Below are 14,648 nucleotides of genomic sequence, written 5' to 3'. Positions count from 1 at the left end.
GCCGCCGCGTCGGCTGAAGGCGCGTTCGATGGAAGAATGGGCGCGTGACCAGCACGGACGTACGGCAGCTCGAATCCACGAGGATCGCGGCATGGCTGCGCGACGCGATCCTCGACGGCGTGCGCGCCCCCGGCAGCCGCCTGATCGAGCGCGACCTCGCGTCCGAGTTCGGCGTCAGCCGCGTTCCGGTGCGCGACGCCCTCAAGGTGCTCGTGGCCGAGGGCCTCGTGGAGCTGCGCCCGCACACGTGGGCGGTGGTGCGGGAGTTCACCGAGGCCGATCTCGCCGATCTGGACGAGGTGCGCGCCGTGCTCGAGCCGCTGACGTTCCGGCTCGCCGCCGAGCGGCGCCGGCAGGACGGCCTGGGCCGCCTTCAGGAGTCCCTGGAGGCTGAGCAGAGCGGGGCGCGGGATGGCGACGGGATCGGGTCGCGCCGGGCCGCCGCCGACTTCCATGAGATCGTCACCGAACTGGCCGAGAACCGGCTGCTCAGCGACATGATGAAGGGGATCCGCAGCCGGCTGCGCTGGGCGCTCTCGCAGCATGACGATCTGCAGCACATCAGCGAGGAGCATGTCGCCCTGTTCGAAGCGATCCGGGCGGGCGACGGGGAGCGGGCGGCGGATCTCGCCGCGGCGCACGTGGACACCAGCAGGCGGGCACGGGTCGCGCGCGTCCAGGGGCTGCGCGCCGGCGATCGCTGACCCCGCAGGGCGGGGTGCCGTGCACGACCGCTCCATGCCAATCGACGGCACGTGGCCTTTCCGCGCCTCCCGTGTGCGAAGGGCACCCGCGATCGGCGGATAGGCTTTCGCAATGACACCGAGAACCTTCGACCAGTCGTCCAAGCTGAAGAACGTCCTGTACGAGATCCGCGGCAACGCGCTTGTCGAGGCGGCGCGGCTGGAGGCGGCAGGCCACTCGGTGCTCAAGCTGAACACGGGCAACCCCGCCATCTTCGGGTTCGAGGCTCCGCAGCAGATCGTGCGCGACATGCTCGCGACGCTGCCCACCGCGCACGGGTACAGCGAGAGCAAGGGCATCATCTCGGCGCGCCGGGCCGTGGTGAGCCGGTACGAGCAGGTGGAGGGCTTCCCGCTCGTGGACCCCGAGGACGTCTACCTCGGAAACGGCGTCTCCGAGCTGATCACGATGACCATGCAGGCGCTGCTCGACGAGGGCGACGAAGTGCTCATCCCGGCGCCCGACTATCCGCTGTGGACGGCGATGACGAGCCTCGCCGGCGGCACGCCCGTGCACTACCTGTGCGACGAGGAGAACGGGTGGAACCCCGATCTGGAGGACCTGCGCTCCAAGGTCACGCCCCGCACCAAGGCGATCGTCGTGATCAACCCCAACAACCCCACCGGCGCGGTGTACTCGCGTGAGGTGCTGCAGGGCATCGTGCAGGTCGCCAGGGAGAACGATCTGCTGCTCCTGTCCGACGAGATCTACGACCGGATCCTCTTCGACGACGCGCAGCACATCCCCACCGCCACGCTCGCCCCGGACCTGCTGTGCCTCACCTTCAACGGCCTCTCCAAGACCTACCGTGTCGCCGGATACCGCTCGGGGTGGCTCGTCATCACCGGGCCCCAGCAGCACGCCAAGGGGTTCATCGAGGGCATCACGCTGCTCGCCTCGACCCGCCTGTGCCCGAACGTCCCGGCGCAGCACGCGGTGCAGGCGGCGCTCGGCGGCGTGCAGTCGATCGAGGCCCTGATCGCCCCCAGCGGCCGCCTGCACCTGCAGCGCGACGCCGCCTGGGAGGGGCTCTCGGCGATCCCGGGCGTCAGCTGCGTGAAGCCGGCCGGGGCGCTGTACGCGTTCCCGCGGCTGGATCCCGAGGTGCACGAGATCCACGACGACGCGAAGCTCATCTACGACCTGCTGGTCGCCGAGCGGATCCTGCTGGTGCAGGGCACCGGCTTCAACTGGCCGACGCCCGATCACCTGCGCGTGGTCACGCTTCCCGAGCCGCGCGTGATCACCGAGGCGATCGAGCGCCTCGGCAACTTCCTCGCGAGCTACCGGCAGTAGCGCCCACGGGGCTGCCGCCGACGCTCACCCGGCGGCGGCCTCGCGGCGTCGCGCCCTGCGCGTCGTGGCGGGCGCCTGCTCATCGCGCAGCAGGCTCGCGGCGAGCGCGCGGACGGCGGTCGTGAACGGGGAGCGCCCGGACACGTCCGCGACCGGGCGCGCGTGCAGGGCCGCGGCGTCCAGCGCGCGCTGGTCGTAGGGCAGGAAGTGCACGTCGCGGATCGCCGAGAAGCGGTCCAGCGCACGTCGGATCTGTCCCCGCGCATCGACGCCGAGGGGTCCGGGGCGCACTTTGTTGACGGCGACCGTGACCGGGACGTCGCCGATCTCGGCGCGCAGGTCGGCGTAGCCGCGGACGAAGCGCGCGATGCCGAGCGGGTCGGCCGCCGCCACCGCGACGATCCGATCGGCGCTGTGCACGGCGGTCAGCGTCGCGGCGTTGCGGCGCAGACCGTCCAGGTCGCTCACGATCTCCTCGTCGGCTTCGAGCGAGGCGGACACGTCGACCAGGGTGAGCATGTTCCCGCGCCGGCATGCGTCCAGGGCGCCTCGGAGACGTGCGGGGGAGAGCTCGGGCCACCGCGCGGGGCGGTTGATCCCGACCAGGACGTCCAGCGTGCCGCCGGACGTCTCGACGGGCGTGGCCAGGCGGCTGAGCTCGGCGCCGTCCAGCAGACCGAGCTCGGCGCGACGGCAGGCGGCGGCGATGCCGGGGCCGTCGTCCGTGAGACCCAGCAGCAGCGCGACCGCGGGCGCGTGCGTGTCCGCGTCGACGAGCGCGACGGCGCGGTCCGCACCGGCGAGGAGCGCGGCGAGCTGCACCGCGACGGTGCTCCGTCCCGGCGCTCCGTGCGGCCCCCACACGGTGATCAGGCGGCCTGTCTGCGCCGTCCCGGCTGCCGGATCCGGCGGCGGGACGACAGGGGCGCCTCGGGGGCGGAGGGCGTCGGCGATGTCCCATCCGCTGGCGGAAGCGGGCAGCGGATCCCCGATTCCGTGACGGCGTGTCAATCGGGCGGCGGCCGGTCCGTCGCCCAGCGCCAGGATCCGCACGCCGGCGCGATCGCAGGTCTCGCGCAGTGCGCCGCTGAGGCACGCCCGTTCGGCGGGGATCACGAGGGCGCCGGCTCCGCGGAGCTCGTCCGCGCGCACGGCGAGGCCGACGACGTGCGCCGGCGGGATCCGGCGGAGCACGTCGATGCCGGCGAGTTCCAGCTCCTCCGCGAGCGCCTCCGCCCGCGCGGCGGCGACGGCCAGCAGCACCGCGGTCACGAGCGGGCGCCGATCGGGACGACGGAGAGCGAGGACGCGTCCGTCAGCGCGGCGAGCACCTCGCCCACCTCACCACGAGCTCGAGCGTGGTCGCCCTTGTGGAGAGCGGACCATCGTCCCGGTCGACGGAGGACACGGTCGCCTCGGAGAGCAGCACGCGGGGCGCCGCGAAGCCCTTGCCCTCCGCCAGCGGCGCGGCGGCCCACAGCTCCACGACCGAGCCGGTCCGGATCGAGGCGGGGACGGGCGCCGTGCTGCGCACGACGACCGAGGTCGTGCGCGCCTGATCGGCGTCGGCCACGGCGGAGGTCGGGACGAGCTCGCCGTCGGCGATCGTGCGCGTCGCGATGTTCCCCGTGCCGAGCCCGGCTGGGGTGAGGTAGCCTGCCCCCGCCGCGCCGAGCGCGACGTCGACCACGCGCACGTCGGCCGAGGTGAGCGGCTCGCCCGGGACGATCGTGCGCACCGCCTGCAGGACGGGGCTGGTCTGCTTCGCGGCGCCCACGATCAGCCACACCCCGGCGACCGACAGGGCGATCAGCAGGAGGCCGATGAAGAAGCGCAGATCGGCCCATGGTCGGCGGCCTGCTCGTGCGGTGCTCATCGGGCCATGGTCACAGAATCGGATCCTCCGCCGGGAAAGTTATCCACAGCACCGGGCGGCGCACCACGCTCCGCCGGGAGCGGAGCACAATGGGGGCATGTTCGACGGATCCGCTCCTGTGCCGCGCTACCTCGCCGTGGCGCAGGTCGCCGAGCTCCTCGACGTGCAGGCGGGCGAGATCGTCGAGCTGATCATGCAGGGCCGGCTGCGCGGAGCGCGTCTGGGCGCTCCCGGCGCCTGGCGCGTCGAAGAGGGCTCGATCGCCGAGTATCTCGCGGAGCAGACCGAGGAGGCGCGCCTCCGGGCGCTGTGGCGGCAGGCGAACGCGGCGAGCTTCCCCGAGCTGTGGGGGCCTCCGATCGTTCGCGCGGACTGACCCCGCCGCGTCGACGGAGTCTCCGGTCGGCACCATACGGGCGGCGTGCGTTCAGGGCACCCCGGGCGGTGGGACGTCGGTGCCGACCGCCAGGATCGACGCGAACGGCACGACGCGGAATCCGGTGACCGCCTGCGCCCGTCGAGGGGCCCCGGCGTCGTGCAGCGCCAGATCCAGGTGATCGGCGCCCGCGCGATCGATGGTACCGGTGAGGAGCGCCCCGGTGCGGGTCCGCAGCGTGACCCCGCGGCGACGCCGGGCGAGGTCGCGCAGCACGAAACCGAACGTCATCCGCTCGCGCAGCGGGGACAGCGGCTCGGTGGCGACGCCGCTGGCCAGCAGTGCGCCGTGGTCGAGCGACCACAGCTCCACCGCGTGCTCGGGCAGCAGCGACAGCCCCGCGGACTCGTGGGGCTGCACCGCCGTCCAGTCCGCGCCCACCGCGCGGAGGCGGCCGCGCACCGGGGTCGCGTCGGCGAGCACGGCGGTCGCGACGCAGCCCTCGGCGGCGAGCGCGGTGAGCCGGGTGCGCAGCTCGAGCCGTGCGATCCGCAGCCGCTCGTTCTCGGCGTCGAGTGCGGCGCGTTCGGCTTCCCAGCCTGAGGCGATCTGATCCTCGAGGTCCTCGAAGAGCCGGTCCCATTCCATGCGGACGAGCGTACGGGAGCGGCGAGACCGGCATACGGGTTATCCACATTCCTCGGCGCCCGCGCACTGCGCGGCGTTCGATCGTGCTCGAATGCGAGGCACGCCCATCCGGACGGCAGAGGGGGAACGCCGATGATGACGCTCGAGGATTTCGCACCGCAGCCCACGCCGAGCGCGGACCTGCCCGATCCCACGCCGCTGCTGCAGAGCCTCACGCGCGGGGTGCTGGAAGTGCTCGCCGGCGTTCGCGAGGCCGACCAGCTGGCCCGCTGGCTCTCCCAGGACGCGTTCCTCTCGCTGACGGCCCGCGCGAACCTCTCGACCAGGGCGCGCAGCGCGCGCGGGGTCGTGCCGGCGCGGCCCGTCTTCCGCATCCTGTCGACGCATGTGTGCGAGCCGGCCGACGGGGTCGTCGAGGCGACGCTGATCGTGCAGACGCCCGGACGGGCCCGTGCCGTCGCGGTGCGCCTGGAAGGGCTGGATCGGCGCTGGCGCGCCACCTCTCTCGCCATCCTCTGACGGCCGTGCGACGCCTCGGCGCGCAGGCGACGCATGACCGACACGCCCTAGGCTGTCAGGGTGTCGACACTCAGTGATCTCGCCCAGGCCCAGGGCTGCCTCGACGACGAAGACGTCGAATGGCTGCACCGTCTCGCCGGGGACGGCCAGCTCCTGGCCGATCTCGCCTCCGCGGACATCGTGATCTGGATCGCCAGTGCCGACGGATCGTTCATCGCGGTCGCCCACACGCGCCCGAGCGGGGCGGCCACGCTGTTCTACCGCGACATCGTGGGGGAGCGGGTGCGGCCGCAGTGGCGCACCCAGGTGCAGGGCGCGTTCGACACGGCCGAGATCGTCGACTCCGCCAACCCGGACTGGTTCGAGGAGACCCCGACCAGGGTCAGGGCCGTGCCGATCGTCCGAGCCCGCAGGAACGGCGGCGACGGCGAGCGGTCCCGCCCGATCGGGGTGCTCACCCGGCACACCAATCTCGGTGAGGCGCGCACGCCGTCCCGGCAGCAGATCACGTTCAACGAGGCCGCCGACGACCTGTTCAGCATGATCTCCGTGGGCGAGTTCCCCGATCTCTCCGCCCCGACGTCGCCGCGGCGCGGCGCCCCGCGCGCCTCGGACGGACTCATCCGCATCGACGTCGACGGCGTCGTGACGTTCGCGAGCCCGAATGCGCTGAGCGCCTTCAACCGCATGGGCTTCGACGAGGAGCTCGAGGGCGAGTCGCTCGTCGAGGTGACCACGCGCATCGTCCCGCCGTCACGGCAGGTCGACGAGTCGCTGCCGGTCGTCGTGACCGGTCGTGCGCCCTGGCGCACCGATGTGGAGGCGCGGGGGGTGACGGTGTCGCTGCGCGCGATCCCTCTCAAGGACCACGGCACCCGGATCGGCGCGATCGTGCTGTGCCGCGACGTGTCCGAGCTGCGGCATCAGGAGCAGGAGCTCATCACCAAGGACGCGACGATCCGCGAGATCCACCACCGCGTGAAGAACAACCTGCAGACGGTCGCGTCCCTGCTGCGGATCCAGGCCCGGCGCACGCACTCCGAGGAGGCGCGCGATGCGCTCACCCAGGCCATGCGCCGGGTGGAGTCGATCGCCGTCGTGCACGACACGCTCGCCGGAGGGCTGGCGCAGAAGGTCGACTTCGACGAGGTCTTCGCCCGTGTGCTCAAGCTCGTCGCCGAGGTGGCCTCGGCTCCCAACACGCGGGCGCGCACCCAGTCGACCGGACGGTTCGGCGTGCTTCCGAGCGAGTACGCGACGCCGCTGGCGCTGGCGCTGACCGAGGTGGTCACGAACGCGGTCGAGCACGGCCTGGCGGGCCAGGAGGGGCTCGTCACGATCGAGGCGCAGCGCACCGACGAGAATCTGAGGGTGACCGTGCGCGACACCGGCCACGGGCTGCCCGAGGGCCGGATCGGTCAGGGGCTCGGCACGCAGATCATCCGCACCCTGATCCAGGGTGAGCTCGGAGGAACCATCGTCTGGGAGGGCTCGGACGGCGAAGGGACGACCGTCACGATCGACATCCCGATGCGGTGGGTGAACGGCTGAGTCGGCACGTTCCCGGTCCGCTCTGCGGACCTTCGGCGTGCCGACTCGATGTCTGCGCGAGAGAAGTGCGGCCGGTCAGCCGGCGCGACGGGCGCGCGCGGCGCGGCGCTTGAGGGCGCGGCGCTCGTCCTCGCTGAGTCCGCCCCACACGCCCGAGTCCTGGCTGGACTCGAGGGCGTACTGCAGGCAGACCTCGGTGACAGTGCAGCGGGCGCACACGGCCTTCGCCTTCTCGATCTGATCGACGGCCGGACCGGTGTTCCCGACGGGGAAGAACAGCTCGGGGTCGACGGTGAGGCAGGCGGCCTTGTCGCGCCAATCCATGGGGGCTCCTCAGTGTGGAAATATCGTGGGCGCGCGACGTTCGCGTGCCCTGAGTTCGTAGGCGGCGTTCGGGGGCCGACGCCCATCGGTGATGCGAGCGGATGCTCGCCCCACGCCGCTGTGGGAGCACATGGCTGTCATCTATTCTCTTACATGAAAGGCGAACGATCAAGGTTTTTCTGGACCGGGAGTGAACGGACGGAGAACCGCGCGCGAACCGCCTCGCCCTCGAGACCTTCCAGGAGACCAACCATGCGCCCGTCGAGTCTGACCATCGCGGCGGCGGCGCTGCTCGCCCTGGAGGCGGTCGCGCTGCTCGTGCTCACCCTCATCGAGGTGTTCGGCCTCAGCTCGGGGGACGCGGCGTCCCTGCCGTCCGCGCTCGGCCTCATCGGGCTCAGCGTCGTCGGCGCCGCCGGGCTCGCCGTGCTCGCCGTCGCCGTGCTGCGGGGCCGGTCGTTCGGTCGCAGCGGCGGCATGGTGGCGCAGATCCTGGCCATCGCGGTGGCGCTCAGCGCGATCGGCGTGCGCCCGTTCCCCGCCGTGTTCGTGCTGTCGCTGCTGGTCCCCGCCGTGCTCGGCGTCGTGATGCTGTTCGTGCTGACGCGACGCGCGGGGGCCGAGGCGCGCCGGCACGCCGACGACGCCGGCGCCGGACAGGACTGAGGCGGACCGCCGGCGCCTCAGGCCGTCAGACCGACCAGCTTGCGGATCCTGGCCACGTGCCCCGTGGCCTTGACGTTGTACAGCGCGTGCTCCACGACCCCGTCCTCGTCGATGACGAAGGTCGAGCGGATCACGCCCTGGATGACCTTGCCGTAGTTCTTCTTCTCGCCCCAGACGCCGTAGGCGTGGTGCACGGCGAGATCGGCGTCGCTGAGCAGCGGGAACGAGAGCCCGTCGCGCTCGGCGAACTGCTTCAGCTTCGCCACGTCGTCGCGGGAGACGCCCAGCACCGCATACCCGGCTCCCTGCAGCGAGGCCAGGCTGTCGCGGAAGTCGCAGGCCTCGGTCGTGCAGCCCGGGGTCATCGCCGCCGGGTAGAAGTAGAGGATGACCTTCCGCCCGCGCAGGTCGTGCAGGGAGACGGACGCGCCGTCCTGATCCTGGAGGGTGAAGTCGGGGGCGGTGTTGCCGGGTTCGAGGCGCTGTGCAGTCACCCCTCCAGGCTACCGGTCGGCGGGGGAACGGATCCGGTCAGCGCTTGTCGGCGAAGGTCGCCAGCAGCCGCTGCAGGGACTCCAGGCGCGCCAGGCCCGCATCCCCGAGGGCGCCGTCCGCGGCGGCCTCGTTGAGCGCGCAGTCCTCGGCGTCGGGGAGGTGCGTGCAGCCGCGCGGGCAGTTCTCCGCGATCGCGGCGAGCTCGGTGAACGCGGCCAGGATGTTCTGCGGATCCACGTGGCCGAGGCCGAAGGAGCGCACACCAGGGGTGTCGATGACCCATCCGGAGCCGAGCGGGGCACCGGGTGCGAGCGCGGGCGCCACATAGCGCAGCGACACCGTGGACGAGGAGGTGTGCCGGCCGCGTCCCGTCACCTCGTTCACATGGCCGGTCGCGCGGCCCGCCCCGGGCACCAAGGCGTTGACGAGCGTGGACTTGCCGACGCCGGAGTGCCCCACGAAGACCGTGGAGTGCCCGATGAGCGCCGCGCCGATCTCGTCGACCGGCATCTCGCCCTGTGCGCTCGTGAACACCTCCAGATCGAGTCCGTCGAAGTGCGTGAGGAACTCGGAGGGATCCGCCAGGTCCGTCTTGGTGACCACGAGCAGCGGTCGGATCCCGGCGTCCAGCGCGGCCACCAGGTAGCGGTCGACCAGGCGCTCACGCGGCTCCGGATCCGCGGCCGCCACCACGATGAGCATCTGATCGGCGTTGGCGACGATGACGCGCTCCACCTGATCGGTGTCGTCGGCGCTGCGGCGCAGCAGCGAGGAGCGCTCCAGGATCCCGACGATCCGCCCCAGGGTGCCGTCCTCGCCCGTGACGTCGCCCACCACGCGCGCCGCGTCGCCGGTGACGATCGGGGTGCGGCGGAGCTCCCGCGCCCTGGCGGCGGTGATCGTGCGCTCGTCGTCGGTGCCCTCGCCGAGCAGCACTGCATAGCGTCCGCGGTCGACGCCCAGCACGCGCCCGATCTCCGCATCGGTGTGCGCCGGGCGGCGCTTGGTGCGGGGCCGGTTCGCCTTCGGGTTGGGACGCATCCGGATCTGCGACTCGTCGAAGTCGTCGAGGTCGTCGTCGCCGTCGTCGTCCAGCCAGCTCACGCCGTCTCGCTCCCTGGGGTGCGGCTCGCCAGCAGGCGCTCCCAGAGCTGCGTGAACTCGGGGAGCGTCTTCGCGGTGGTGCCGATCTCGTCGATCTCGACACCCGGCACGCGCAGGCCGATGAGCGCCCCCGTCGTCGCCATCCGGTGGTCGTGGTGTGCGGGCCAGGTGCCTCCGTGCAGATCGGCCGGCACGATCCTGATGCCGTCCTCGAGCTCCTCCGCCTCGCCGCCCAGCGCGCGCAGGTTTCCGGCGAGCGCGGCGATGCGGTCGGTCTCGTGCAGGCGGATGTGCCCGATCCCCGTGATCCTCGTCGGCGCTTCGGCCAGCGCCGCGAGTCCGACGACGGTCGGTGCGAGCTCGCCGACGGGGGACAGGTCGAACTCGCCGCCGCGGATGCGGCCGGTGCCGCGCACGGTGAGCACGTCGCCCGCGCGGTGCACCTCTGCGCCGAGGGCGCCCAGCAGCTCGGGAAGCAGGGCGCCCGGCTGCGTGGAGCGGGTCGGCCAGCCGGCGATCGACACCTCGCCGCCCAGGACGAGGGCCGCGGCGAGGAACGGCGCCGCGTTGGACAGGTCGGGCTCGATCGCGGTCTCGCGGGCCCGCGGCACGCCGGCCTCGACCATCCACTCGCCCGGACCGGGCCGCGTGACCTTGATCCCGCGGCGCGTCAGGGTCTCCACGGTCATGTCGATGTGCGGCATGCTGGGCAGCCGCTCGCCGGTGTGCACGAGGTGCAGGCCCACGTCGAAGCGCGGGGCGGCGAGCAGCAGCCCCGAGACGAACTGGCTCGACGCGGACGCGTCGATCTCCACCCGGCCGCCGCGGATGTGGCCCCGTCCGCGGATGGTGAACGGCAGCGACCAGCTGCCGTGGTCCTCGACATCCACGCCGAGATCGCGCAGCGCGTGGATCATGGCGCCCATCGGCCGGTGCAGGGCGGTCTCGTGCGCCGTGAGCAGGACGTCTCCGTCGGCCAGGCCCGCGAGGGGGGCGATGAAGCGCATGACGGTGCCGGCCTGACCGCAGTCGACGGTGCCGCCACCGGTCAGCCGCCCCGGGGTGATCCTCAGGTCGGGCCCGAAGTCGCCGGTCCCGTCCTGTTCCTCCACGCCGATGCCGAGCGCGCGCAGGGCATCGATCATGCGGGCGGAGTCGTCGGAGTGCAGGGGCGCGGTGACGAGCCCCGGGCCGTCGGCGATCGCCGCGAGGAGGAGCTCGCGATTCGTGAGCGATTTGGATCCGGGGACGCGCAGCCGCGCGCTCAGGGGGCCTGCGGCATGCGGTGCGATCCAGCGGCCGCGCGGCGCGGGGGAATACGTCGAAGCGCTCATCGGTTCCTACCCTACTGAAGGCCTCCGATCGGAGACCGCGGGAAGACGGAGAAGGACGGGCTCATGCTGGCGACGCTCGAGCGGGTGCCCCGTGAAGTCGACGGCCTAGACTGGCTGGCGATGAACGATCAGGCACCGCTGGGCGCGCAGCCGGACGCGGACTCCTCCGCGCGCCGGGAATTCGAGGAGCAGGCGATCCCCTTCATGGATCAGCTCTACGCCGCCGCCATGCGCATGACACGCAATCCGTCCGACGCCGCGGACCTCGTGCAGGAGACCTTCGTGAAGGCGTTCGCCTCGTGGTCGAGCTTCACTCAGGGCACCAACCTGAAGGCGTGGCTCTACCGGATCCTGACGAACACCTACATCAACATCTATCGCAAGCGGCAGCGCGAGCCCTACCAGGGCACGATCGACGAGCTCGAGGACTGGCAGCTCGGCGGCGCCGAGTCGACCACGGCCTCGCACAGCCGCTCGGCCGAGGCCGAGGCGATCGACCGCATGCCCGCCTCCGTCGTCAAGGAGGCCCTGCAGGCGGTTCCGGAGGATTTCCGGCTGGCCGTGTACCTCGCCGACGTCGAGGGCTTCGCCTACCAGGAGATCGCCGACATCATGAAGACCCCCATCGGCACCGTCATGAGCCGCCTGCACCGCGGGCGCCGTATGCTGCGGGAGCTGCTGGCGGACTACGCCGCGGAGCGAGGCATCGCCGCGGCCGGCACGAGGAGCACGAAATGACGGACTGCGGATGCGCCAAGGCGCGGCAGGACCTGGAGGAGTACCTCCGCAACGAGATGTGCAAGACGGAGCACTCCGACATCCGCGAGCATCTCGAGAACTGCGCCTCGTGCGCGGAGGAGGCGCTGGTCGCCACCACGCTGACCGAGGTCGTCTCGCGGGCGTGCAAGGAGACCGCCCCCGAGGAGCTGCGCGATCAGGTGCTGGCGCGTCTGCGCGCCGTCCAGGCCGCGGTGCACTGACGCACCGGGCCGTCGCGCGCGGCCGTCACGGTGTCGGACGCCGTGGTTAGGCTGGGGGCATGGCAGCCATCGACGCCCGTGACGTCCCCGCCGACCCGGTCTCGGAGGAGCGTCTGAGCGCCTCCGGCCTGGAGTACCGCGTCGTGGACATGTCGGATCCCGGCCAGCGGCGCGGCTTCGCCCGCGCGGACGCACGGGGGTTCCTGGACAAGGAGCCGGACGACGAGACGATCCGCCTGATGGGCGAGATGATGAGCGAACGCCGCAACCTGGGCGTGTACGCGCCCGGCGCGGACATGCCCGTCGCGACCGTCGACTCCTGGGTGACGCCGATGACCGTGCCCGGAGCATCCGGGGCGAGCATCGACCTGTGGGCGATCAGCGCGGTCACCGTGGCGGCGACGCATCGGCGGCGCGGCATCGCGCGCAACCTCCTGGAGGGCGAGTTGCGCGCGGCGGCGTCGGCGGGTGTGCCCGTGGCAGGGCTCACCGCGACCGAGGCGACGATCTACGGACGCTACGGCTTCGGTCCCGCCGTCCCCGTCTCGAAGCTGCGGGTGGAGGCGCGGCGCGCGGGCGGCATCTCCCTGCCGGCGGCCGACGACGTCACCGTCGAGTACATCGAGCCGGAGGACCTGATCGCGGCGCTCGACGAGGTGCACGAGCGCGCCCGTCTCGACCGCGTCGGCGATGTGCCGGGTTGGCCGCTGCGCTGGCGCCGGATGGCGGGGCTCGTGCCGGGCGACGACCGCGCGCGTCACGTGCGCGGAGTGCGCGCCGTCGACGCCGACGGTGTCACGCGGGGCGTGCTCGCCTACACGCTCGACGAGCGGAACGACGAGTTCGCCGCCGATCTCGCGATCCGCCACCTCGATGCCGAGACCCCCGAGGCTCTGCGCGCCCTCTGGGCGTTCGCGGTCAACCACGATCTCGTGCGCGACGTGCACGCCGATCTCCGGCCGGTCGACGATCCGCTGCCGTGGCTGGTCGCGAACCAGCGCGCCGTGCAGAACACCGTGCACGACCACGGCTGGCTGCGCATCCTGGACGTGCCGGCCGCCCTCGCCGCACGGACATACCGCGCGCCCCTCGAGCTCGTGCTGCGCGTGTCCGACCCGCTCGGGCTCGCGGACGGCTCCTGGCGTCTGCGGATCGGATCGGACGGGCGGGCCATCGTCGAGGTGACGACCGACGCGCCGGATCTCGTGCTCGGCGTGGACGCCCTGTCCTCGCTGTATCTGGGCGGAGTGAGCGCCACGACGCTCCGCGCGGCCGGCCGGATCTCCGCGTCCGCTGAGGTCGCCGCGGCCGTCCAGGACGCCTTCGCGTGCGCCGTCGCGCCCGCGCTCACCATCTGGTACTGAACGTCCGTGCCCGTCGCTAGCGTGAGGGCATGACCGCACTGCGTCCCGCCGAGGGATCCGACGACGCCGATCGCGGCCTTCTCCGGCCGGGTGGGCTGGGGCTCGCGCAGGGCATCGCGCTCTATCTCGCGTCCGTGCTGGGCACGGGCCTGCTGGTGCTTCCCGGGCTGGCCGCGAAGACGGCGGGGCCCGCCAGCCTGGTCGCGGTCGGGGTGATCACCGTGCTCGCCGTGCCGCTGGCCGGCGCCTTCGCGGCGCTCGCCGCCCGCCACCCCGACCCGGGCGGCGTCGCCAGCTACGCGCGCACGGCGCTCGGGCCCACGGCCGCCCGCGCCACCGGCTACTGGTTCCTCTTCGGCGTCGCGGCCGGGGGACCGGTCGTCGCCATCCTCGGCGCCCGCTACATCGCGACGGTCGTCGGCATCGACAGGTCGGGGATCCCCTGGCTCGCTCTCGGCTTCCTCGTAGTGCCCTTCGTCGCGAACCTGTTCGGGGTGCGGCTGACCGGCTGGCTCCAGCTCGTGCTCACCGGTCTGCTGCTCGCGATCGTCGTCGTGGTCGTCGCGGTCTCGGCGCCCGCCGTGCGCCCGGAGAGCTTCACGCCGTTCCTCCCGCACGGCTGGGGCGGGGTGGGGACGGCGATCGTCATGTTCGTGTGGGCGTTCGCGGGCTGGGAGGTCGGCACGCACATCTCCGGCGAGTTCGCGCGTCCCCGGCGCACCATCCCGCTCGCGACCGCGATCACGTTGGTGCTCGCCGGCGGGTGCTATCTCGCGCTGCAGGTCGTGACGGTCGGCGCGCTCGGAGAGCGCGCCGGGCAGGGCGACGTGGTGCTGCTGGACCTCGCGGAGGCGGGCGGGGTGCGCGCGGCGCCCGCGCTCATCGGCGTGGTGTCGGCCGTCGTGGCCCTCGGCGTGCTCAACGTGTATCTCGCGGCGTTCGGCAAGCTGGGCGCCTCGCTCGCCTCCAACGGCGACCTGCCGCGCTGGTTCGCGAGGGGAGCGGAGTCCGGCGCCGTCCCGCGGCGTGCGCTGATGCTGTCGATGGCGCTGGTGCTCGGGTACTTCGCGGTCGCCGTGGCCACGGGCTTCGAGCTGCAGCCGTTCATCCTCATCCACACGGCGAGCATGGTGGCCGTGTACACGATCGGCATGATCGCGGCCATCCGGATCCTGCCCCGGCGCACGGCCGGCTGGTGGATGGCGGTCATCGCATCGGTGTGCACGATCGGACTGCTGCTCCTGGCGGGCATCGCGCTCGTGGTCCCGGCCGTCGTCGCTGTCATCGCCGTCGGCGTGACGCTGGTGCGACGCGGGCGGGAACGACGACGCGGTGCCCCGGAGAACCGGGACACCGCGTCGGTGGTGTGAG

Annotated in this window: 17 protein-coding genes; 10 read left to right on the top strand and 7 right to left on the bottom strand. The window is 72.6% G+C overall.

Annotated features, from left to right (window positions below):
* The first annotated feature begins 44 nt into the window (after positions 1-44).
* Both RL72_RS03070 and RL72_RS03065 read left to right on the top strand, forming a co-directional pair.
* On the top strand, positions 45-704 hold the full coding sequence (locus RL72_RS03070; protein ID WP_045249339.1) for a GntR family transcriptional regulator: 660 nt from the start codon (positions 45-47) through the stop codon (positions 702-704).
* 112 nt (positions 705-816) lie between these two features.
* Entirely contained in the window at positions 817-2,040 is a 1,224-nt protein-coding gene (locus tag RL72_RS03065) for a pyridoxal phosphate-dependent aminotransferase (protein WP_045249338.1), read from the top strand.
* Between the two features lie 24 nt (positions 2,041-2,064).
* Here RL72_RS03065 and RL72_RS03060 read toward each other — a convergent pair whose 3' ends face one another.
* Complete coding sequence (locus tag RL72_RS03060) at positions 2,065-3,312, bottom strand: CpaE/TadZ family protein (RefSeq protein WP_052674147.1); 1,248 nt, start codon at positions 3,310-3,312, stop codon at positions 2,065-2,067.
* A 43-nt stretch (positions 3,313-3,355) separates the two neighbouring features.
* Positions 3,356-3,916: an SAF domain-containing protein gene (locus tag RL72_RS03055; RefSeq protein WP_248700358.1), complete on the bottom strand. Its 561-nt coding sequence runs from the start codon at positions 3,914-3,916 to the stop codon at positions 3,356-3,358.
* 97 nt (positions 3,917-4,013) lie between these two features.
* On the opposite strand from RL72_RS03055, the gene RL72_RS03050 reads away from it, so the two are divergent.
* Positions 4,014-4,292: a helix-turn-helix domain-containing protein gene (locus tag RL72_RS03050; protein ID WP_045249337.1), complete on the top strand. Its 279-nt coding sequence runs from the start codon at positions 4,014-4,016 to the stop codon at positions 4,290-4,292.
* Positions 4,293-4,343: 51 nt separating this feature from the next.
* Here the strand turns inward: RL72_RS03050 and RL72_RS03045 are convergent, their stop codons facing one another.
* Positions 4,344-4,940 carry a hypothetical protein gene (locus RL72_RS03045; protein WP_045249336.1) on the bottom strand — a complete coding sequence of 199 codons (597 nt, stop codon included), beginning with the start codon at positions 4,938-4,940 and terminating at the stop codon, positions 4,344-4,346.
* 135 nt (positions 4,941-5,075) lie between these two features.
* Between RL72_RS03045 and RL72_RS03040 the strand changes: the two genes are divergently transcribed.
* Together RL72_RS03040 and RL72_RS03035 are read left to right on the top strand one after the other, a co-directional pair.
* A complete protein-coding gene (locus RL72_RS03040; RefSeq protein ID WP_428838616.1) occupies positions 5,076-5,459 on the top strand; it encodes an Rv3235 family protein in 384 nt (127 codons plus the stop codon).
* A gap of 60 nt (positions 5,460-5,519) precedes the next feature.
* Positions 5,520-7,010 carry a sensor histidine kinase gene (locus RL72_RS03035; RefSeq protein ID WP_045249334.1) on the top strand — a complete coding sequence of 497 codons (1,491 nt, stop codon included), beginning with the start codon at positions 5,520-5,522 and terminating at the stop codon, positions 7,008-7,010.
* A 75-nt stretch (positions 7,011-7,085) separates the two neighbouring features.
* On the opposite strand, the gene RL72_RS03030 is transcribed toward RL72_RS03035, so the two are convergent.
* Entirely contained in the window at positions 7,086-7,334 is a 249-nt protein-coding gene (locus RL72_RS03030; protein WP_045249333.1) for a WhiB family transcriptional regulator, read from the bottom strand.
* A 252-nt stretch (positions 7,335-7,586) separates the two neighbouring features.
* On the opposite strand from RL72_RS03030, the gene RL72_RS03025 reads away from it, so the two are divergent.
* Entirely contained in the window at positions 7,587-8,000 is a 414-nt protein-coding gene (locus RL72_RS03025) for a hypothetical protein (protein WP_045249332.1), read from the top strand.
* A gap of 17 nt (positions 8,001-8,017) precedes the next feature.
* On the opposite strand, the gene bcp is transcribed toward RL72_RS03025, so the two are convergent.
* The 3 genes from bcp to aroA are packed head-to-tail and all read right to left on the bottom strand — an operon-like array spanning position 8,018 to position 10,933.
* The gene (gene bcp, locus RL72_RS03020; RefSeq protein ID WP_045249331.1) at positions 8,018-8,494 is read right to left on the bottom strand and encodes a thioredoxin-dependent thiol peroxidase; all 477 of its coding nucleotides are present in this window, start codon (positions 8,492-8,494) and stop codon (positions 8,018-8,020) included.
* Between the two features lie 37 nt (positions 8,495-8,531).
* The gene (gene rsgA / locus RL72_RS03015; RefSeq protein WP_045249330.1) at positions 8,532-9,599 is read right to left on the bottom strand and encodes a ribosome small subunit-dependent GTPase A; all 1,068 of its coding nucleotides are present in this window, start codon (positions 9,597-9,599) and stop codon (positions 8,532-8,534) included.
* Positions 9,596-10,933, bottom strand: coding sequence for a 3-phosphoshikimate 1-carboxyvinyltransferase (aroA, locus tag RL72_RS03010; RefSeq protein WP_045249329.1), 1,338 nt, complete (start codon positions 10,931-10,933; stop codon positions 9,596-9,598). The genes rsgA and aroA overlap by 4 nt, the downstream gene beginning before the upstream one ends.
* 63 nt (positions 10,934-10,996) lie before the next feature.
* On the opposite strand from aroA, the gene RL72_RS03005 reads away from it, so the two are divergent.
* Genes RL72_RS03005 through RL72_RS02990 form a run of 4 tightly spaced genes read left to right on the top strand, consistent with a single transcriptional unit; the run spans position 10,997 to position 14,647 of the window.
* Complete coding sequence (locus tag RL72_RS03005) at positions 10,997-11,671, top strand: sigma-70 family RNA polymerase sigma factor (RefSeq protein WP_082071995.1); 675 nt, start codon at positions 10,997-10,999, stop codon at positions 11,669-11,671.
* Complete coding sequence (locus tag RL72_RS03000) at positions 11,668-11,913, top strand: zf-HC2 domain-containing protein (protein WP_045249328.1); 246 nt, start codon at positions 11,668-11,670, stop codon at positions 11,911-11,913. Before RL72_RS03005 ends, RL72_RS03000 begins: the two co-directional genes overlap by 4 nt.
* 59 nt (positions 11,914-11,972) lie before the next feature.
* Complete coding sequence (locus tag RL72_RS02995) at positions 11,973-13,277, top strand: GNAT family N-acetyltransferase (RefSeq protein WP_045249327.1); 1,305 nt, start codon at positions 11,973-11,975, stop codon at positions 13,275-13,277.
* A gap of 29 nt (positions 13,278-13,306) precedes the next feature.
* Positions 13,307-14,647 carry an APC family permease gene (locus RL72_RS02990; protein WP_045249326.1) on the top strand — a complete coding sequence of 447 codons (1,341 nt, stop codon included), beginning with the start codon at positions 13,307-13,309 and terminating at the stop codon, positions 14,645-14,647.
* Position 14,648 lies beyond the last annotated feature (1 nt).

Origin of the sequence: Microbacterium azadirachtae, from assembly GCF_000956545.1 — a bacterium.
Lineage (GTDB): Bacteria > Actinomycetota > Actinomycetes > Actinomycetales > Microbacteriaceae > Microbacterium > Microbacterium azadirachtae.
This window is presented reverse-complemented; position numbering and strand designations above follow the sequence as displayed.